Source organism: Listeria fleischmannii subsp. fleischmannii LU2006-1 (genome assembly GCF_000344175.1).
Lineage (GTDB): Bacteria > Bacillota > Bacilli > Lactobacillales > Listeriaceae > Listeria > Listeria fleischmannii.
This window is the reverse complement of sequence record NZ_ALWW01000006.1, coordinates 1-20649: the sequence shown is the minus strand read 5'-3', so window position 1 is coordinate 20649 and position 20649 is coordinate 1. Positions and strand designations below refer to the sequence as shown.

Here is a 20649-nt window from a genome sequence, read left to right as displayed (position 1 = left end):
GTAAAAATGAAACAAGAAGAAAATCAAAAAAGCATTTATATGGATGCAACTAAACAATCATTCAGAAAGCTCGCGCCTAGAACCCAGCTTAAGAATCCGGTGATGTTTGTGGTTTATCTAGGCGCTGTTTTAACAACTATCTTATACGGTTTAACATTTATAAATATTGGTGATGAGGCGCGGTGGTACACGTTCGTTATTGCACTGGTGCTGTGGTTTACAGTTTTATTTGCGAATTTTGCGGAGGCGATAGCGGAAGGACGCGGACGCGCACAAGCCAATAGTTTGCGGAGCGCAAGGAAGGACGTTGTAACGAGAAAGCTAAAATCGGCTGATAATCATGAGGACTTTACCGAAGTTTTATCCAATACATTAAAAAAAGGCGATATCGTTATTGTTGAAGCGGGTGAACAGGTTCCGATGGACGGCGAGGTGATTTTTGGTGCGGCTTCGGTGGATGAAAGTGCTATAACAGGAGAATCGGCGCCCGTTATTCGAGAATCTGGCGGGGATCGTAGTGCGGTTACCGGTGGGACAACGCTCGTTTCGGATTCGCTTGTTATTCAAATTACAACAGAAGCGGGTGAAAGTTTTTTAGATAAGATGATTGCGATGGTGGAAGGGGCCGCACGTAAAAAAACGCCTAATGAAGTGGCGCTACAAATTTTACTTGTGACACTAACTATTATTTTTCTAGCTGTCTCTGTGACTTTGCTTCCTTTTTCAGATTTTTCCAGTCGCTTAGCTGGTGGCGGTTCAGCGGTTTCAGTAACAAACGTTGTCGCTCTTCTTGTCTGTCTGGCGCCAACAACAATTGGCGCACTGCTCTCATCAATTGGTATCGCGGGGATGAGTCGACTAAACAAAGCGAATGTTCTTGCTATGAGTGGCCGTGCTATTGAAGCGGCAGGCGATGTGGATGTGCTCCTGCTTGATAAAACGGGAACGATTACACTTGGAAATCGCCGTGCCAGCGAATTTCTACCAGTAACGGGGGTTAGTGAACGTGAACTTGCCGATGCGGCTCAACTTTCTTCACTTGCAGATGAAACGGCAGAAGGCAGAAGCATTGTTATTTTGGCTAAAGAAAGATTTGATATTCGTGGGCGCGATTTTAGTGGGACGCAAGCAGAATTTATTCCTTTTACTGCTAAAACGCGTATGAGCGGTATTGATTACGCAGATGATACAATTCGAAAAGGAGCAGCGGATGCGGTAAAAAAATACGTAGAGGAAATGGGCGGCACATATCCAGATGAATGTGATACACTCGTTTCAAAAGTAGCTAATGTTGGTGGAACGCCGCTGGTTGTTGTAAAAAACAAGCAGGTGCTAGGCGTGATTTTCTTAAAAGACATTGTAAAAAATGGCGTAAAAGAGCGTTTTGTTGATCTTAGGAAAATGGGGATTAAAACGATTATGATTACAGGGGATAATCCGATGACGGCGGCGGCAATTGCAGCGGAGGCGGGAGTGGATGACTTTCTGGCAGAAGCAACACCAGAAGCCAAGCTTGATTTAATTCGGAGTTATCAAAAGGAAGGGCATCTTGTTGCGATGACCGGTGACGGCACGAATGATGCACCGGCACTTGCACAAGCAGACGTTGCAGTGGCGATGAATTCAGGGACGCAAGCGGCGAAAGAGGCGGGGAACATGGTGGATTTAGATTCGAGTCCAACGAAACTGATTGACATCGTTCGCATCGGTAAACAGCTTTTAATGACGCGAGGAGCGCTTACGACATTTAGTGTAGCGAACGACATCGCCAAATATTTCGCGATTATCCCCGTTTTATTTTACGGGATTTATCCGGAGCTAGCGGCGCTAAATGTTATGGACCTCACGAGCCCTAAAACGGCGATTTTATCCGCGATTATCTATAACGCCCTTATCATTATTTTCTTAATTCCTCTTTCGCTTAAAGGCGTGAAATATACGGAGATGCCGGCGCAAAAATTACTAGGACGCAACCTGCTTATTTACGGGTTAGGCGGTCTTGTAGCGCCATTTATCGCGATTAAATTGATTGATTTGATTTTAACATTTATGGGTATTTCTTAGGAGGCGATGAAAATGAAACGATTAATAAGGCAGGCGCTTGTTTTGTTTGCTGCCCTTACAATTGTGTGCGGCGTCCTTTATCCGGCTGTCGTCACGCTGATTGCAGAAGCCGCTTTCCAAAATAAAGCAAATGGCAGTATAATAGAAGGAAATAAAGGCTCGCGGTTGATCGGGCAGAAATTTACGGACGCCAAATATTTGATTGGCCGCCCTGATGACGGTTCGCCTTCTAACTTAAATCCAGCGAGTTCGGATATGAAAAAATTAGTGGCTAAGCGTGTCGATTTTTTCCACCAGTTAGACCCGTCGAATAAAAAACAAATTCCGATTGATTTAGTCACAAGTTCCGCAAGCGGTGTGGATCCGAATATTTCGACCCAAGCGGCAGCGTATCAGGTGGATAGAATCGCTAAAGTGCGCGATATGTCCCCTGCTCTTGTAGAAAAAATTATCAGAAACCATACAACAAATCGCGCATTAGGCTTTATGGGCGAACCAGTTGTCAATGTTCTTGGCGTGAACTTGGAGCTTGATCAAAATTAGAAACAGTCACCGTCTTTAACGGCTCTGTACGGGGATATGTTGGCGCATATCCCTTTTTTATTCAAACAAAATGATACGCTTTTTTACTTAACTTGAGTTTAAAGGAGGTGCTAGCCATGACAAATGATAGGCCGAATCCTGATGCGTTATTACAAGAGGTGCGTGCGGGTTCTTCCGGAAAATTAAAAATTTATTTTGGTTATGCGGCAGGGGTCGGGAAAACTTTTGCTATGCTAAATGATGCGCACGAAGAACTTGAAAGAGGTATTGATGTTGTCGCAGGCTACATTGAGCCACATAATCGTAAGGAAACGATGCGGCTTTTAGATGGCCTCCCGAAAATTCAAACGAAACTAGTGACATATAAAAATATGTGTTTAGAAGAGTTTGACGTGGATGCTGTTCTTCTTAGGCAACCAGGCGTGGTTTTAGTGGACGAGCTTGCCCACACTAATGCGCCAGGTTCGCGAAATAAAAAACGTTATCAAGATGTTAGAGAGCTACTTGATACGGGCATTGATGTTTATACGACCGTTAATGTGCAACATATTGAAAGTTTAAATGATATTGTGGAGGATATTACGCAAATTGCGGTTAAGGAAACGATACCGGACCAATTTTTCGACCAAGCGGACTTCATAAAACTCATTGACGTAGAACCTGATGAGCTATTAAAACGGTTTAGCGAAGGTAAAATTTACGAAGCGGAACGCGCAGCTCTTGCGATGCACAAGTTTTTTACAAAAGAGAATTTGAAGTTGCTTCGCGAAATTGCGATGCGGAAAGTGACGGATCGCATTAGTTTTCTAAATGAGCAGACGATGCCGTTTTCGGATAAGCGCGCGAGTATGAAGTTACTTGTGTGTATTAATGAGTCGGAAGCGTCGCAAAAGCTGATTCGCTGGACGGCGCGCGCGGCGGAGGCGTTTCATGCCAGTTTTACGGCGCTTTATGTGGATGATGGCGATACGGAAAGTTTGCCGCTTGCCGATAAAAAAACGCTCCAAGAAAATCTGGCGCTTGCGGAAAAACTCGGTGCGGATACGGTCACGATAAACGGCCATAATCTGAGTGAAACCATCGCTGAATACGCCAAGCTCTCAGGCGTGACGAACATCGTGCTTGGAAAATCAAACCGAAAATCTTTTCTTTTGGGGAAATTCGGAGCCGATTTAGAAGATGAATTAATTGATTCCCTGCAAGCAATTGAAATCCATATCATTCCAAGCAGCCGCAAAGAAAAAACCAAAAAACAATGCGTGGACATTGAAAAATATCGTCACATGGCATGACACCGCTAAAATGTTTGCCGCCCTCATCTTAGCCACCATCCTATCCGCCGGGTTATCAGAACTCGGAATAGGCGATCAAAATATCATCATGGTGTATATTTTATCTGTCCTTGTCATCTCTAGAATCACAACAGGCTATTTATATGGCATCATCGGTTCGCTTTTAGCAGTACTTATTTTTAATTTTTTCTTTATGACGCCACTTTACACATTTAACACCGTGCAAGTCGGTTATCCAGTAACTTATGGTATTATGCTTCTTGTTGCGCTCATTACAAGTGCACTGACAGTTCGGATGAAAAAAATTGCCAAGCAAGCCGTTGTCAGAGAGCGCCGGACGGAGATTTTATATGAGCTAAATAAAAAATTGCTCGTAACACGCCAACTAGACGGCATTTTAGAGCTCGTCACTGCCTATCTCGTTCGCCTGCTTGGCCGCTCGATAATCGTTTACGCGGAAGAGCCGAAGGAAGACGGAACGGGAGGAACTTTTTTACAAGAAAAAGATGAGACAGGAGCGCTCGCGATGCTTTCTCCGGCCGAACGTGCCGTGGTTCACTGGGTATTTCGAAGCGGCAAAGAAGCTGGCCGAACGACGGATACGCTTTCTGGGTCCGCGGGTTTTTATTTGCCTGTTATCTCGGGCGGGAAAATTTTAGGTGTCATCGGCATTTTTTGTGACCCAAACAAGGAAGCGCTCACGCAAGATAATCGACTTTTCTTGCGGATGGTCAGTTCACAGGTGGCCACCTCGCTTGAACGGCAAAAACTAACGGATGAGCAACGTCAAATCCTAATTGAAACGGAAAAAGAACAAATGCGTAGCAATTTACTGCGCGCCATCTCGCATGATTTGCGAACGCCGTTAACCGGCATTTTAGGGGCCAGTTCGGCACTCCTTGAGAATCAATTGGATGAAACAACGCGAGACAAGCTTGTCCTAGATATTAAAGAAGATTCAGAATGGCTCATTCGGATGGTCGAAAATTTACTATCCGTCACACGAATAAACGAAGGGATGCTCACGGTAAACGCCGACTTAGAGGCGGCTGAAGAGGTGATTGGCGGGGCAGTAAGACGAATTCGCAGCCGCTTTAAAAATCGCACCATTCATGTTCGGGTTCCAGACGAAGTCGTACTCATACCTATGGATGCTACTTTAATCGAACAAGTTTTAATCAACTTAATGGAAAATGCGCTTAGACACGGCGGAGCGGATGCGAAAGTGTGGGTGAATGTCACTCTTGTGCGCGATGAAGTGGTCTTTACGGTAAAAGATGATGGGGTGGGCATTCCAAAAGAACGTTTTGGCCAGCTGTTTGATAATTTTGGTGTGGAAGCGCGTGAACGTGTGGATATGACGCGTGGTCTTGGTATTGGCTTATCCATTTGTATGTCGATTATAAAAGCGCATGGTGGTACAATGGAAGTGGCAGAAAATCCAGGCGGCGGCGCTTTATTCCGCTTTACTTTGCCATTAGGAGGCGATTCGCGTGCAAAATGATTTACTCATTTTAATTATTGAGGATGAACCGGGCATTAGCCATTTCATGAATGCGATTTTAAGTGCCAGTAACTATAAAACGCTAGAGGTACAAACGGGAAAAGAAGGCTTAAGCATGGCGGCTTCGCACGCTCCGGATTTAATCCTACTTGATTTAGGGCTACCGGATATGGACGGACTCGCTCTTTTAAAAACGCTCCGTTCCTGGTCAGACATACCCGTTATTGTAGTCTCTGCAAGGCTTCATGAACGTGAAAAAGTAGAGGCGCTTGACCTCGGAGCGGATGATTATATTACAAAGCCATTCGGCACATCTGAACTACTGGCGCGAATTCGAACAGCACTAAGACATAGTTTGCGAACGAAATCGAGTACGGAAGCTCCGATTATTGAAATCGGGGATCTTAAAATTGATAACGACAAACGCCGCGTAACAGTGGCAGACGAAATAGTCCATTTAACGCCTATCGAATATAAAATACTTGAATTACTTGGGCGGCATGCTGGAAAAGTTTTGACACATGATTTTTTAATTCGCGAAATTTGGGGCCCTTACGCAAATGAAAACCAAACGCTACGTGTCAATTTAAGCAATATCCGCCGAAAAATCGAACAAAACCCTGCAGAACCACGCTATATTCAAACTGAAATCGGCGTCGGTTACAGAATGGTGGAGGAGTAAAAATGAAAATTCAAGAAATGCCTAATTTGGGAAAAGTGAATGAGGAAAAATTGAATGAAGTCGGGATTATGACCGCTGAACAACTTATTTCAGTCGGTACGGAAACCGCGTATTTAAAAACAAAACACCTAGTAGATGATGGTGCCTGTTTACACTTTTTATACGCTTTAGAAGGAGCCATTCAAAATATCCCTAAAAAAGAAATTAGTTCAGCCAGAAAAGCTGAACTAAGAGCGTTTATAAAGGAAAATAAATAAAAAAAATCAGTTTGTAGAAAAACGCAAAGTTTACGCAAATCAAAACAGCTTGCGCTAAAATCAGACTGCTCCCAAATGGTTAGATTCTATGTAAAGCCTCTGTACCGGAGCGTAGCGTACTTTTTTTACGCAAGCACCGGTACAGAGGTATGAGCTGTGAATATTGCCGTTTGAGACTAATCTAAAATTCCTGTATCTTCCATTTGACAATGGTTAATACAGGAATTTTTTTATTTAAAGCTCGTAATATCTTGCGCATCTAAACGATAAGACGGGTAGCCTGCATCTTTTGCTTTACCGATTGAAAGAATCATAATGGGCGTGTAGCGTTTTGTGTCCATATCGAAGGCTTTTGCTACTTCATCACGTTCAAATCCACCGATTGGATTGGTGTCATAACCGTAAGCGCGAGCGACAAGCATGAACTGCATGGCAACGAGGCCGCCGTCAATTAGGCTGATGCGTTCTAGTTCGCTTTCTGTAGCGTCTTTGAACATGGCACTTAAAGCAGGAAGTTGCTTATTTTTAACTTCTTCGGGCATTAAACCTTTTGCAACCGCCGTACTATAAATTTTTTCGCCATTTTCAAAAGCATTTTTATCCCCAAAAAGAATAATCATCGCGGAAGATGTATCATTTTGTGTCGTATTGAAACGAACTAACGGGCGAAGTTTTGCTTTTGCTTCACCGGAATCTGCCACGACAAAACGCCAAGGCTGCATATTAACTGAGCTCGGGGCACTTGTGGCTTCATTTATCATTTCAAGCATTTCCTCGTGAGTAATTTTAACGTTTTCATCGTAAGCACGAATAGAACGGCGATTTTTCATTAAGTCGTGAAAATCATTATTTTTATACATGGTAGTCCTCCTCTGAATAGTTCTAATTATATCGAACTATCGTACTTTAGCATAGAATCTTTTTATCGGCAAATAAATCGTCCTGTGATAAGATAGTTTTATGAAAAATTTATCTGAAGAAAACTTATTAATTATTTTACGAGCACTCGCTGACCCAATTCGCCTAAACATATTTCGTTGCCTCCTAAAAAACGGCGAACGTTCCGTGAGTTGCGGGGAGTATCATATTGCAAAATCCACCTTGTCGCACCATATAAAAGTGTTAAAAGAAGCCGAGTTAATCGAGCTCAGAAAAGAAGGCACAACACATTTTTATTCGGTCAACAAAACACGGATAAATGAAGCACCATCTTTTTTCGAATGTTTAAAATAGGGGGAAGCGAAAAATGAATTATTTAGCCGATTTAGAGGAGGCTTATGCGCTAGGCTGTCAGGATGAGCGAATTATCGCCATTTTGGAGCGTGCGATTTTAGGTGCCGGTGTGTATGAGGATAAAACGGCGATGATAGAGGCCCAAAATTTGCTTTTTGAAGCAGCGACTTGCCAAAAATTGCGCGCCAAGCAATTAGCGGCCTTCCAATTTCTTTTAACGGAATATGAAAACGGAAATTTAGAAGTCGACCACCACGAATTAATTGAACAAAAAGCGCAATTAGATGGCCCCGAATAAAAACAGACGTCACTTTTCCACAAGGCGAAAAGCGACGTCTATTTTTATCCACAAGTATAGAATATTGGAGCAGAGTGTATACGATGCCAGTCTGTGGATAATGTGGATAAGTTTGTGTATAACTACGCTAGCGAAAGCGATAAAAGCCTTCACCTATCCGAAATTCAGTTTGACTAATTGTATCGGAAAATGTGTCAAAAACTAGCGCGTGCAGGCGATTTGACGATCCTTTTGTAAATTTAAGCGCGACATCACCTAAAAACAGCGTATTGTGGATAACCTGTAGATTAAAAAGGTCAGCCCAGTTATAAAGGGCGATTTCAGGGTTATCCACACGGATGTGGATTTCTTTTAAGGCATGGTGCCCCGCTTCGTTTTTCGAAAAACATCTCTTCCGAATGAGTGGATAAGCCAGGCCGCCAAGGGTACCGGAGATGGTATAAAGCGGCTCTGCTTCATTTGCACCTGAAATGAGCGTTAAATCATGTCCTTTTTTTAAAAGTTGGGTTCGGAGGCCGTCTAAATCAGACGTTTCGATGACAAGGTGCCCCAAAATTTGTTTCACAGGCAGGAATTGAAGCGCCTCTTTCCCGAGGAAACTTTTGGATGCGGCTTCTTTTTCAGTAATACTTAAAAATTGGATGTGCGAAAGCCCGAATTCTGTTATGACAGACTGGGTGCCGGGTAGGCTTTCTTTTTCGGTTGTTTCCATTTTTAAACCAAAGTGTTGTAACTGGGTACGGACGGCTTCTAAATCGTGGACGAAGTGTACGGCGTGACTAAATGATAATGCGTTCATTTTATTAGCTCCTTTCAGACAAAAAGAAAAAAACTCTCCTTTCAGAAAAAGAAGAGCGAATAAAACAAACTCTCCTCATCTGCCAAGCTTTGCGCTCGCTGGATTTAGCACAGTGCCCGTAGGTCTGTTGCTGAGATTTCACAGGGCCAAGTCCCTCCATCTCTCTTGATAAGAATTCCGAGTATTTTCATTTGATTTATAAACATTAAACCATCTTTTTGGGGAAAAATCAACCTTGAGTGTTTTCGAACTGTTCAATTTGACTAAGGCGTTTGGCGTGGCGACCGCCTTCATACTCCGTTTCAAGCCAAATTTTAACAATATCGAGTGCAAGTCCCGGGCCTGTCACACGGGCGCCTAGTGCGAGGACGTTGGAATCATTATGTTCTCGTGTAGCATGCGCCGTAAAGGTGTCTGAAACGAGAGCGCAACGAATGCCGTGCACTTTATTGGCGGCGATACTCATACCAACGCCAGTGCCACAAATTAAAATCCCGCGATACGCATCGCCACGAGCTACTTTTTCAGAAACAGTAAAAGCTAAATTGGGATAATCCACAGATTCCTCAACCTCTGGACCAAATTCTTCAAAATCAATATCCTTTTTATTTAAAAAAGATACAATATTTTTTCGAAGCGCTATGCCGCCATGATCACTTGCAATGGCCACTTTCTTACTTGTCATTTTGATTCCCCCTCTTTTTTTCTTATCTCCATTATACACATAAATAGACTTTATTAAAACGCTTCTTTTTGTAAAGAATAACGCTTAAACCATTGGAATGGATGGATTTGACTTAGAATTCAAGGAAAACACAAATGTTCAATTTATTGTCACAATTGGTCAAAAAAAAGTATGCTATACTTAATTTGTGGATTTGTATCCATAAAATGAAAAAGGAGATGAAGAGAGTATGTCTGGACAAATTAGAATGACCCCGGCAGAACTACGTGATCGCGCGAAGACTTACGGTCAAAGCGGACGGGATATCGAGCAAATGCTTCAGCGTCTATCACAACTTCAAGAACAATTACGTAGCGAATGGGAAGGGCAAGCGTTCCAACGTTTTGATGATCAATTCAATCAACTACGCCCTAAAGTAACTGAATTTGCGAATCTAATGGATCAAATTGAAAACCAGTTACAACGTACTGCTCAAGCCGTAGAGGAACAAGATCAACAATTATCTCAAAACTTCGGTTTCTAAATTACAATTCTTGTAGCACGGATACATATTTTGCTACACAAGAAAAGCCATGTAGCATTTTGTTGCATGGCTTTTTCTGAAAAGTATACAATATGAATTAAAATTGAATGCAATGATTTAAAATTATAGATACAAATGGAAAATGGGAGTGAATGAAAGAATATGAAACGTAAAGTAAAATGGAACATTTTACTCTTTTTAGTTTTGGCGATATTGCTGACAATAGGCATTTCTTATGTAGGCCTTAATCAAAACGTTAGCAAAAACAAGAGTACGTCAGATAAAGAAAAAACGCATAAAATGAGCATTGCGTTTGTCAATGAAGACCAGGGCGCAGAGCTTTCGGGAAAAAAATACACATTTGGTGATGATATTCAAACGAGCGTTTTGAAGGATAAGTCACATGATTGGACTACGGTTAGCCGAGGTGTGGCTGAAAGTGGACTTAAACGCGATGTGTACAATTTAATGATTATTATTCCTGATAATTTTTCAAAAAAGGCCCTGTCACTAACTTCTACTTCGCCGGAAAAAATTCAAGTAGACTACAAAATTAATGATGTCGGAAATAATGATTTAAAAGTGGAGGCGGAGAAAACCGCGTCTAGTTTAGTAGCGGATATTAATCAACGGGTAATTGATGTTTATTTTGCTAGTATTTTAACTAATTTACAAGAAGCGCAGGACAATATTAGCACGCTTGTCGCGAAGGAAAAGAAACATACGGCACGTTACGATAACACTGTCAATAATCCGCTTGCAAATTATACGAATCAATTTGAAGCGGTTCAAAACTATACAAGTTCTTCCAAAGAAAGTTTTTCAGGATTCCAAGATTTATTAAATGGACAAAAAACCGCGCTTTTAGATGCAAGTAAAGAAAATGCGGCCTATCAAAAAACGCTAGAGGGTCTAGTTACATTACAAGAAAAAAATGCTCCTTTTGGTACAACTTTTGCGGATAACTTACAAAAATATTCAGCGAGTCTTTCATCGGATTCCGTCCAAAATGAGCTGGGGACGCTTGAACAGGCTAATTCGGTATTATATAGAGAGCTACAATCCATGCAAGATTCCATGTCCCTCATGTCGCAAACACAAGCCTTACAAAATTACATAGAAGACGTAAATAAACGTATAACAACATTAGATACAGAAATGAATAATACGATTCAGGCAGATATTTTGCACGATGTTCAAGTTGAACTGGCCAATATCTTATCCGGTAAATCAGGTGGAAACAATGAAAGTTATACAATAAATGACTTACGCGCAGATGTGAATAATCGGTTTATAAATCGGTTAAAAGCGGAGATTAATGGACTACAGTATTTTGATAGTGAGGATGAGGAATTACTTGGTCTATCAAGTGATGAGTATCAACGCGTAAAGGTTCTTGCAAAGCAATTTATGAATGAGAATAGTGCGGATTTCGCCGAGGATAAACTCAATCAAAAAACGGAAAAAACGACCATTTTGGATTCGTTACAGCCAGTGAAAAACGACAAAATACAAGAACTGACAAATACAGGGGTCGCTATTGAATCAAAAGAGGTAACTTTAGACGAAACAGATGAAAACGAGCAAACGGAAATCAAAATTCAATATGATCCTAATTTTACGCTTTCGGATATAAAAATTTTGGAGGATGGCATAGAAATCGGTTCAAGTGCCGTTTCTAATCAACCAGGTGAAGACATTGTTACATTTACACAAACAAAAGGTGCTCCGCATACGTATAAGGTCAGTTTTGTAGCCAAACTAAATGGTGCAACTGATATTTCCTTTTTTGGGAATTTAGATGTGAGCCTCATGGCTATTCAGAAAATGCACAAATATGTGTTAAAAGATGACACGCTCATTATGGATCCGGCGCTAACGAATACGGATTTAGAAGATACCGAGCTTACTCAAAATGCGCTATTAATACCGATAGAGAAAAATGAACCTTTCTTTAAGGAGGCTGATTTTACAGAAGCAGGTAAGAAGATGTTTAGGGAGATTCAAAGTATTGTGAGGAACTATGAACGCTCAGCCCTTCTTTTCCAACTTTATTATGGAATCAATGTAAATAGTCCCAATTATTCTTTTGAATTAGGTCAAAAATTGGAAGATCAGGCGACGAATTCGTCTTACTATGCTATTTTTAATCGTAATAATTTATTAGATGCAATTGTGGAAAAGGCATCGGGAAATGTAACGAAAGCGTATAAAGATAAATTGACCAATTTTGAGTCGCAAATTGCAAGTTATAAGCAGACGATGAGCGATGCTAATGATCGTTCAGTAGATGTGGCGGAACGGTTAGTGAAAACGAGTTCTGAAGCGGCGGCACAAAATGAAAGTTTAGCCAAAATGATAAGTGAAGTGGATCTTTGGAGAAGTGCAAGCTCGGATTTACTAAAAGAAAATCAAGTGGTCTTGCAAAGTGGTTCGGATGAGAAGTCTGCCGCTATGATGGTAAACAGCGATTTTGGTGGCTTGCTTGCAAGAAGTCAGAGTTTAGCTGACTCAACTGGCAGTAATTTAAATGCAGCAGACGGGGTGTATAAAACATTTGATGCTATTGATCAGGAAGCTAAAAATATACAAACAAGTGGAAAAGATTTAATTTCTGAGGCGGGTACACTATCGAAAGATTTAGCTAAAAAATTAGCATCTGATGAATCGTTCTCGAAAAACTTTTCTGGTGTCATGTCAAATAGTCGAGTAGGAGACAGACCAAATGAAGGGCTATATCAATTTTTAAGTAGTCCAGTTGAAAAAGTAAACGGCAAAACGATTGCAGCAGGTGACAAAGCCACGCCTTATTATATGGTGCTGATTATGACCTTAATTGCTCTTTTTACAAGCTATGTCATTTCTCATCAGGAGAAAAAACGGATTCAACATGATGCGTTTAGTGAAGAACTTTCGCTCGCGTCCAAAAATTTACCTATCACCTTTTTAACGTCCTTTGTGGCAATTGCAGAAGGTATTATCATTGGTGCTATTTCAGGAAATATCTTTAATACAAGCCATATTGGTTTTATTCTTTGGATGGGAATTTGTGTTATTTTGATGCTTATGCTCGTTATGAGTTTTACTTATCTCCTTCGCCAGTTACAAATGGTTGGGATGTTTATTATATTATCCCTAGTCGGAATTTATCTGTTTCTAACGGATGCGGTAGGATTAAATATTGACCGTTCTTCCATTTTTGGAACGCTTCAAACATATTCACCTTTACAATACGTCGAAGTGCTTTTAAATCGTATTTTAAATGGGGAAAACAATTTCCTAATTCTGATGTATATTTTTATTGGCGTAGCTGCGTTATTTATTGTTCTGAATCTATTTGTGATTCGCAAAAGTACGTTGGAAAGTGAGGAAGCGGCAAATGAAGACATTTAAAATCGGAATTTTTTTCCTGCTATGCTTTTCCTTCTTTGCTTTAAACGTTACAGTTTCACTTGCGGCAGAAGATGGCTATTTGGAAAATGATGGCAAGATGGAGATGAAAGCGGATCGTCTTCAAAAATCAGATGAAGAGAAAACTCAGGAAGCAAACCCGCAAGAGACGATGCTTGATGAACTTAAATTACCGCTTTTTACAGAACAACTGGATAAAAAGATTGAAGCACAAAAAAAGGCGGAAGCTGAAAAGTATCAAAAACTGCAAGATCAATTATTTACAGGCAAAGATGTTTCTGATCAGACAGTGAAAAAAACGAAGGACAAACTTTTTGAGGGTGAATATGCTTCCAAAACCGATCAAGAAGTGGTGGAAGATGAAGAGGAAAAAACAAATTCTAAAATGGTAATGGCCATTGTTTTTGGGATAGTGCTGGCACTTGCTGGTGGAATTTATTTTGCTAGTCGAAATGTTATGGAATAGGGAGGAAGTACATTGGTTAAACAGACGCATTTAAATGTAACCGTTGATTTTACAAAATGGGGAGAAAGTCAAAAAGACCTTCGCATCCCGGCGCATCAGCCAATTAAAGCACTTATTTTAAATTTAGCTGAAACATTAAAATTTGAGCTGGGAAGCGATACGAAATATTCATTAAAGGCTACAAATAAAGGGATTTTATTAAGTGATGATGATAAATTAACAGATTACCCGATTACTGACGGGGACATTTTAGAAATCTTATAAATAAGGGAGTAAAGATGATGAAAAACAAAATTGAGATTGACGGAGTTTCATATGAATACAACTATGAGGATACGATGTGGTCTGTTAGCTTCGCTGAGTCACGTACGCGTATAAAAGATGATGCAGAATTAGACATTTTGGCTAAACCATCAGCCTATTTCGTTCCAGTCGAAATCCAGCATGAAAATGAGCATTATACATTTGATTATAAAATAGCAAAAGAAACCTATAGTTTTGATGAAGTGAAAAAAATGGCGCGAAAAGAGCGCCTGCGCGCGCTACACAACATTAGTAATCTTGAAGCACTGATTGGAACACGGTTCACATTTTTCCTACACCCAAGCAATATTATTTTTGATGAAAATCTCATGCCAAAAATTGTACACCGAGGATTAAAAGGGATTTTGGAGCCTTACGATTTAACAAGTGAACACTTCTTTAAACAATACCAATCGTTTATTGTGGCGATGTTTTCAACCAAATATAGCTTTGATAATTTATATTCCGGTTCGATTATAAATGCTCGTGGAACAGCCCTTTTAAAAATGGTTGTTGATGCAAAGACGACTGAAGAGCTTGCGGAAATCTTAGCGGAGGCATTTTCGAAGGAGAAGGAAAGTTCGGAAAAGAAAATGGCGCTCGTTCCTAAAAAGACATTTAGAACGTATAAAGGTCTTGCGATTGGGTTTATCATTGCGGCGGTCCTTCTTGCGGTGCCGCTTGGTTATTTGGCATTTATGAAAATGCCGTATCAAAATGAGTTGTTAACGGCGAATGAGGATTTTTTGAAAACGGATTATTCTAAAGTTATCACGGATTTGGAAAATACGAACCCTGTGAAATTGCCGCAAGCCTCCAAATATATTTTAGCGTACTCCTATTTACAGGGCGAGAAACTAGATGACAAGAAGAAAGATAATATTATGAAAAATTTAAGTTTGAAATCAGACGAACAAACTCTGTTATATTGGGTTTACAACGGACGCGGTGAATTTGACGAGTCGCTTGATTCTGCCCAGCGCCTGCAAGATGATGTCTTAATTACATATGCATTAGCGAAACAATTGGAAGAAGTTAAAGGAAATAAAAAACTTTCTGGGGATGAATCCGTTAAAAAACAAGCTGAAATTGAAGCGGAGCTAAAGAAATATATGGATAAAATAGAAGGTTCAGATGAGGGAGCGCAAGCAGATGAATGATAAAACTTTGCTTATTGTTAGTAATGGGAGAGAAATTCATAAACAGCATTTAAATCGGGATAAAGTGATTCAAATTGGAAGTTCATCAGATGCCGCGATTTTTTTTCCTGGCCTTTTGGACCATTTAGATGTGAAATTTGAAAATGAAACGTGGTTTGCAGGAAATACGGCGCTTGCTTTTGATAAAAAGCAAGATTTTCAGACAGAAGAAAAAGAAAAACTGTCACTTTACGTGACGGAAAACATGGAGGCGCGGTCCTATGATGTGGCGGGTTTGTTTGTTGTTACGTTTGGGGTTGAGGACTATCAGGATGTGTCTATTCAAGGGACGCGTGCGGATTTTGTTTTCTTGCGTGACCATTTAGAAGAGGCCTTTTCTATTCAAGTTTCGGCTGGTGAAGTGTATCACAATTTGGAGCGTGTGACGGGTAAAATGCCGCTTCAAGTTGGCGATCAGCTTTATGTGGACGGGGTTACGATTACGGTGGGTCAAGATGATATTACGATTTTAGGTCGCGTTGACCGGATTCAAACGGATTTGGGAATGCTCGTTGCGGCGGACAATGCGTATAGTTCGGATTATCCCGATTATCACCGTTCACCGCGGATTATTTATCGTGCGCCGGAAGATAAATTTACACTGGCGAAACCGGCTAATAAGCCAGCAAAACCGACAGATGGTATTTTAAAAATTATTTTGCCGCCACTTGTGATGATTGCGATTACGGTTTTAATTTCGATTTTCCAACCTCGAGGGATTTATATTTTAATGACGCTTGCGATGACTGGGATGACGGTCATTATGTCGAGTATCACCTATATCAAAAATCGTAAGGAATATAAGGTGGGAACAAAGGAACGCGAGGAAAGCTACGATTTATACCTCAAGAGAAAAACAAAAGAGCTATATGCCGCGAGCGAGGAGCAACGTCATGCGCTTCTTTACCATTACCCGAGCATTGAAGAAGTCAGGGATATGGCGGTAGCTGTTAATTCTCGTATTTATGAAAAAACTATGTTGCACCATGACTTTTTAACTTTCCGTGTTGGAACAGGCACGGAGCCGATTAGTTTTTCGGTGGATTATAAGGAAGAGGAATTTACGCAGGAAAAGGATGAACTTTTAGAGGCGGCGACGAAACTAAAGGCTCAGTATTATGAAGTGAAAAATATTCCGATTGCAACGGACTTAATGAATGGTCCAGTTGGTTACATTGGTCCGCGCCGCCTTGTGCTGGAGCAGTTACAAATGCTTGTGATGCAAACGGCTCTTTTCCACAGTTATTTCGATTTACAATTTATCACCATTTTTCCAGAAGAGGAGAAAAGTGAATGGGACTGGATGCGCTGGTTGCCGCACGCCAATGTGCGCGATGTGAATGTGCGCGGATTTGTGTATCACGAACGTTCGCGTGATCAGGTGCTCAATTCGCTCTACCAAATTTTAAAAGAGCGGAAACAAGCGCTTGCTGAGCGTCCAAATAAAAATGAAAAAATGTATTTTGCACCGCATTACGTTGTTTTAATCACGGATGAAAAACTCATTTTAGACCATACTGTGATGGAATTCTTTAATGAAGATCCAGCTGAACTCGGCGTTTCACTCGTTTTTGTACAAGATGTGATGCAGAGCTTACCGGAACATGTGAAAACCGTCGTGGATATTCGCGACCAACATAGCGGAAACATTATTTTGGAAAAAGGTGAGCTTGTGAATCGTGCCTTCGTTCCAGACCACTTGCCACACGATTTTGACAAAGAGTCCATTTCGCGTGCGCTTGCGCCGTTAAATCATTTGCAAAATCTGAAGAATTCCATTCCAGAGTCCGTCACCTTCCTTGAAATGTACGGTGTGAGCCGAGTGGAGGAATTAAATATTGCAAGCCGCTGGGAACAAAACGAAACGTATAAAAGTTTAGCCGTTCCACTTGGGCTTCGCGGGAAAGAAGATATTGTTAATTTAAATTTACATGAAAAAGCACATGGGCCGCATGGTTTAGTGGCGGGGACGACGGGTTCTGGTAAATCAGAAATCATTCAGTCGTACATCATTTCGCTGGCGGTAAACTTTCACCCGTATGAAGTTGCTTTCTTACTCATCGACTATAAAGGCGGGGGGATGGCCAACTTATTTAAAAATATGCCACACTTACTGGGAACTATTACAAACCTAGACGGGGCTCAGTCCATGCGGGCACTGGCTTCTATTAAAGCGGAACTGCAAAAACGGCAACGCTTATTTGGCGAGCATGATGTGAATCATATTAATCAATACCAAAAATTATATAAAAAAGGCGAAGCAAGTGAGCCAATGCCACATCTGTTTCTTATTTCGGATGAATTTGCGGAATTAAAATCGGAGCAGCCTGAATTTATGAAAGAGCTTGTCTCGACTGCGCGTATTGGGCGGTCACTTGGTATTCACCTTATCTTGGCGACGCAAAAACCGAGCGGCGTTGTAGATGACCAAATCTGGTCCAACTCGAAATTTAAACTCGCACTGAAGGTTCAAAATGCGAGCGATTCAAACGAGATTTTGAAAACACCGGATGCGGCTGATATCACCCTACCTGGACGTAGTTACCTCCAAGTGGGCAATAACGAAATTTATGAACTTTTCCAAAGTGCATGGAGCGGCGCGGATTACGTGCCAGACAAGGAAGACGAGGATTATCTAGATACTACGGTCTACGCGATTAATGACCTCGGCCAATACGAAATTTTAACGGAAGATTTGAGTGGCCTGGATAAAAAAGAAGACTTAACCAAGCTACCATCTGAGTTGGATGCGGTCATTGATCATATCCACGAATACACGGAGGTGAAGCAAATTGCGCCATTACCGAGACCTTGGTTGCCGCCGCTTGAAGCAGAAATTTTCTTACCGGAGCTACATCCAGTTGATTTTGATTTAGCATGGCAAGGTGAGAAACGGCCCTTACAGGCAACGATTGGCTTTTTGGATATCCCAGAAATGCAGGCGCAAGAACCGCTATCTATTGACCTTGCAAAAGATGGTCATGTGGCTGTCTTCTCAAGTCCGGGTTACGGAAAATCCACGTTCTTACAAACGCTCACAATGGCGGTTGCGCGTGAACATAGTCCAGAACGACTTCATGTTTACCTACTCGATCTTGGGACAAACGGTCTCCTGCCGCTTAAAGATTTGCCACATGTAGCAGACACAATCATGGTGGATGAAGAAATTAAAATGAATAAACTCATTCGACGCATTACGCGAGAATTAAAAGAGCGGAAGCAAAAATTAAGTGAATATGGCGTGGCCAGCATCGCGATGTATGAAAAAGCCAGTGGTGTAGAAGTTCCAACCATCTTACTTGTTATTGATGCATTTGATTCTGTCACAGAAGCGCCGTTTAAGGATGATTTTGAAAAACTCATCGCACAAGTAGCACGTGAAGGGGCAGGTGTCGGTATTCACCTCGCGATTAGTGCTGTACGGCAAAATGCTATCCGAATTCAAGTGCTTGCGAATATTAAAACACAAATTTCGCTTTATATGATTGACCCAACTGAACCGCGAAATATTGTCGGAAAAACGGATTTAACGGTGGAAGAAATCCCAGGAAGAGGGCTTGTTAAACTGGAAAATCCAACCTCATTCCAAACGGCGCTACCAGTCGTTGGAGAGGACACTTTAGTTGTGATTGAAAATATTCAAAAGGAAAGTAAACAAATGCAGGCAGCGTGGACAGGTGAATTACCAGCACCGATTCCGATGGTGCCGGATATCTTACCAATTGCGGATTACCTGTCTAAACCAAATGTAGCTAGCATGCTTCAGGAAGGCGAACTCCCATTTGCTGTTGACTTTGAAGATGTTCTTCCTATCGACCTTGCGCTAAGTAAGAATGGTAACACACTTGTGCTTTCTGATATGAATGATGTAATTGAACGTACCATGTTATCCATAACAGAAATAGCTATACGTAATACGAAGATTGAAATTGCACTCTTCGATAACGCCAATTCACGTTTCCAACCATATAAAGAATCCGTTAATTTATATGCAGGCGATGAAGCAAGCTTTGGAGAAACCATCACACAATTGTCCGGGTTACTTGACAACCGCGAGAACGCATGGCGCGAAACGCAAGCAAATTCAAACGGCAACACGCCACTCTCCGTTTTCACAAAAGAGATGAGCGCTGTAGTTGCTCTTATAACTGACACTGCTTTCCTTGCTGAAAACACGCCGCTTGATTTACAGAAACCGCTGCAAAGACTGATAGAGACGGGCGCAAGAATGGGCATCTACTTCGTTTCAGGTGCCATTACTGGTCAACTTTATCGTGCTTATGATGACATTTCAGGTGCCTTCAAAAAACAAAAAGTGGGCATCCTAATCGGTCGAATCAGCGACCAAAACGTGCTGGAAGTCATGAATAAACCATATAAAGAGCAAATGCTACCACCATATGAAGCATATTACATTAATCAAGGCCAAGCAGAGCGTATCAAGCTTGTCGCACCGATTTGAAGGTAGGAGGAGAAGGGAAAATGAGCGATGAAACTACATTTTTACCACTGGGAAGTATAGTTATTGTTAAAGGTAATACAAAAAAAATCATGATTATTGCGAGAGGTTTAGCAACTTTTATTGAAGATGAGGCTAAGTATTTTGATTATGGAGCATGCTTATACCAGAAGGGATGATGGGGGATAGCTTAATTTATTTCAACAATGAAGATATACAAAAGGTTGTAATAGAAGGTTATTCGGATGACGATAATGAGTTGATGCTTGAGAATTTAAAAGTATGGATTGAAAAAGCAGATATACCAAAAGGAAATCCTACTGAGCTTCAAAAAAAGACAACAGCGAATAGTAATAAATTGAATTTAGGGTGAGGGGGAGTTTAAATGACCGAAGCTGCAACCTTAAAAAAACAAAAAAAGCGCTAAACAAGCAGAACTCAGTCAATGTGTGAGTGATAAAGCTTCAATTGAAGAAAAATTAGAGCGCTTGAGGACGGCAAAGAAAGAAGTCGCAAGTGTCCAAACCGAAATAAAAGATTTAAAAAGTAAGGTTAAAGATAAATCTGATCAACCAGACACTTGGCAAGGTAAAAAACTAACAGAGTTTGAAAATCTCATGGAAGGCGCCTTTAAAACAGATTACGACACATATTATAAAAAAATTGATAATTACTATGATGAGATTTGTGACGAAATTACACGCTTAGAAAATGAGGCGAATGAAAAAGGTGGACTAATCGGGTGGCTAGGAAACCAAATTAATAATTTAGGAAATGAAATAAGACAAATTAGTGCTATCAACTTAATTTTGAGACGTTAAAGGAGAAAGTGAAATTGAATTTTGGGATTTTGGAATTGAATTCAAATAATCTCTGTTTATTTTCTTCGCATCTTGKTTGGAGCAGCACAAAAAAAAATGCGGGGAGTTTT

16 protein-coding genes, 2 pseudogenes and 1 riboswitch are annotated in these 20649 nt (G+C 40.9%); of the genes and pseudogenes, 15 read left to right on the top strand and 3 right to left on the bottom strand.

The genetic code is table 11. The features are described from left to right. Positions 1-6: 6 nt before the first annotated feature. From kdpB to LFLEISCH_RS03070, 5 genes and pseudogenes are all read left to right on the top strand, one after another. A complete protein-coding gene (gene kdpB / locus LFLEISCH_RS03095; RefSeq protein WP_007472863.1) occupies positions 7-2064 on the top strand; it encodes a potassium-transporting ATPase subunit KdpB in 2058 nt (685 codons plus the stop codon). Between the two features lie 12 nt (positions 2065-2076). Next, positions 2077-2607: a potassium-transporting ATPase subunit KdpC gene (gene kdpC, locus LFLEISCH_RS03090; protein WP_007472860.1), complete on the top strand. Its 531-nt coding sequence runs from the start codon at positions 2077-2079 to the stop codon at positions 2605-2607. A gap of 116 nt (positions 2608-2723) precedes the next feature. After that, positions 2724-5403, top strand: a pseudogene (locus LFLEISCH_RS16455) (ATP-binding protein). Next, complete coding sequence (locus LFLEISCH_RS03075) at positions 5393-6085, top strand: response regulator (RefSeq protein WP_007472858.1); 693 nt, start codon at positions 5393-5395, stop codon at positions 6083-6085. Before LFLEISCH_RS16455 ends, LFLEISCH_RS03075 begins: the two are co-directional and overlap by 11 nt. A gap of 2 nt (positions 6086-6087) precedes the next feature. Beyond that, on the top strand, positions 6088-6342 hold the full coding sequence (locus LFLEISCH_RS03070; RefSeq protein WP_007472856.1) for a TfoX/Sxy family DNA transformation protein: 255 nt from the start codon (positions 6088-6090) through the stop codon (positions 6340-6342). Positions 6343-6572: 230 nt separating this feature from the next. Here the strand turns inward: LFLEISCH_RS03070 and LFLEISCH_RS03065 are convergent, their stop codons facing one another. Continuing rightward, positions 6573-7202 (bottom strand): nitroreductase family protein, encoded by a 630-nt coding sequence (locus LFLEISCH_RS03065; protein ID WP_007472854.1) that lies wholly within the window; start codon positions 7200-7202, stop codon positions 6573-6575. A 100-nt stretch (positions 7203-7302) separates the two neighbouring features. On the opposite strand from LFLEISCH_RS03065, the gene LFLEISCH_RS03060 reads away from it, so the two are divergent. Both LFLEISCH_RS03060 and LFLEISCH_RS03055 read left to right on the top strand, forming a co-directional pair. Next, positions 7303-7575 carry an ArsR/SmtB family transcription factor gene (locus tag LFLEISCH_RS03060; protein ID WP_007472852.1) on the top strand — a complete coding sequence of 91 codons (273 nt, stop codon included), beginning with the start codon at positions 7303-7305 and terminating at the stop codon, positions 7573-7575. A gap of 13 nt (positions 7576-7588) precedes the next feature. Next, complete coding sequence (locus tag LFLEISCH_RS03055; protein ID WP_007472851.1) at positions 7589-7873, top strand: hypothetical protein; 285 nt, start codon at positions 7589-7591, stop codon at positions 7871-7873. A 127-nt stretch (positions 7874-8000) separates the two neighbouring features. Here the strand turns inward: LFLEISCH_RS03055 and LFLEISCH_RS03050 are convergent, their stop codons facing one another. Together LFLEISCH_RS03050 and rpiB are read right to left on the bottom strand one after the other, a co-directional pair. After that, positions 8001-8672 (bottom strand): VOC family protein, encoded by a 672-nt coding sequence (locus LFLEISCH_RS03050; RefSeq protein ID WP_007472850.1) that lies wholly within the window; start codon positions 8670-8672, stop codon positions 8001-8003. A gap of 72 nt (positions 8673-8744) precedes the next feature. Further along, positions 8745-8847, bottom strand: a riboswitch (SAM riboswitch). A gap of 54 nt (positions 8848-8901) precedes the next feature. Then, on the bottom strand, positions 8902-9357 hold the full coding sequence (gene rpiB, locus LFLEISCH_RS03045) for a ribose 5-phosphate isomerase B (RefSeq protein ID WP_007472849.1): 456 nt from the start codon (positions 9355-9357) through the stop codon (positions 8902-8904). 229 nt (positions 9358-9586) lie between these two features. On the opposite strand from rpiB, the gene LFLEISCH_RS03040 reads away from it, so the two are divergent. The 8 genes and pseudogenes from LFLEISCH_RS03040 (at position 9587) to LFLEISCH_RS03005 (ending at position 20539) form a co-directional block, all read left to right on the top strand. Beyond that, entirely contained in the window at positions 9587-9880 is a 294-nt protein-coding gene (locus LFLEISCH_RS03040) for a WXG100 family type VII secretion target (RefSeq protein ID WP_007472848.1), read from the top strand. 162 nt (positions 9881-10042) lie between these two features. After that, the gene (esaA, locus tag LFLEISCH_RS03035; protein ID WP_007472847.1) at positions 10043-13273 is read left to right on the top strand and encodes a type VII secretion protein EsaA; all 3231 of its coding nucleotides are present in this window, start codon (positions 10043-10045) and stop codon (positions 13271-13273) included. Beyond that, positions 13260-13757 carry a type VII secretion protein EssA gene (essA, locus tag LFLEISCH_RS03030; RefSeq protein ID WP_007472846.1) on the top strand — a complete coding sequence of 166 codons (498 nt, stop codon included), beginning with the start codon at positions 13260-13262 and terminating at the stop codon, positions 13755-13757. Before esaA ends, essA begins: the two co-directional genes overlap by 14 nt. A gap of 12 nt (positions 13758-13769) precedes the next feature. Beyond that, a complete protein-coding gene (locus LFLEISCH_RS03025; RefSeq protein WP_007472845.1) occupies positions 13770-14021 on the top strand; it encodes an EsaB/YukD family protein in 252 nt (83 codons plus the stop codon). Between the two features lie 17 nt (positions 14022-14038). After that, the gene (essB, locus tag LFLEISCH_RS03020; protein ID WP_007472844.1) at positions 14039-15220 is read left to right on the top strand and encodes a type VII secretion protein EssB; all 1182 of its coding nucleotides are present in this window, start codon (positions 14039-14041) and stop codon (positions 15218-15220) included. Then, the gene (gene essC / locus LFLEISCH_RS03015; RefSeq protein ID WP_007472843.1) at positions 15213-19721 is read left to right on the top strand and encodes a type VII secretion protein EssC; all 4509 of its coding nucleotides are present in this window, start codon (positions 15213-15215) and stop codon (positions 19719-19721) included. The genes essB and essC overlap by 8 nt, the downstream gene beginning before the upstream one ends. A gap of 20 nt (positions 19722-19741) precedes the next feature. Further along, positions 19742-20091 (top strand): annotated as a pseudogene (locus LFLEISCH_RS16450) (DUF4176 domain-containing protein). 76 nt (positions 20092-20167) lie between these two features. Beyond that, positions 20168-20539, top strand: coding sequence for a YwqH-like family protein (locus LFLEISCH_RS03005; protein ID WP_007472842.1), 372 nt, complete (start codon positions 20168-20170; stop codon positions 20537-20539). Positions 20540-20649 lie beyond the last annotated feature (110 nt).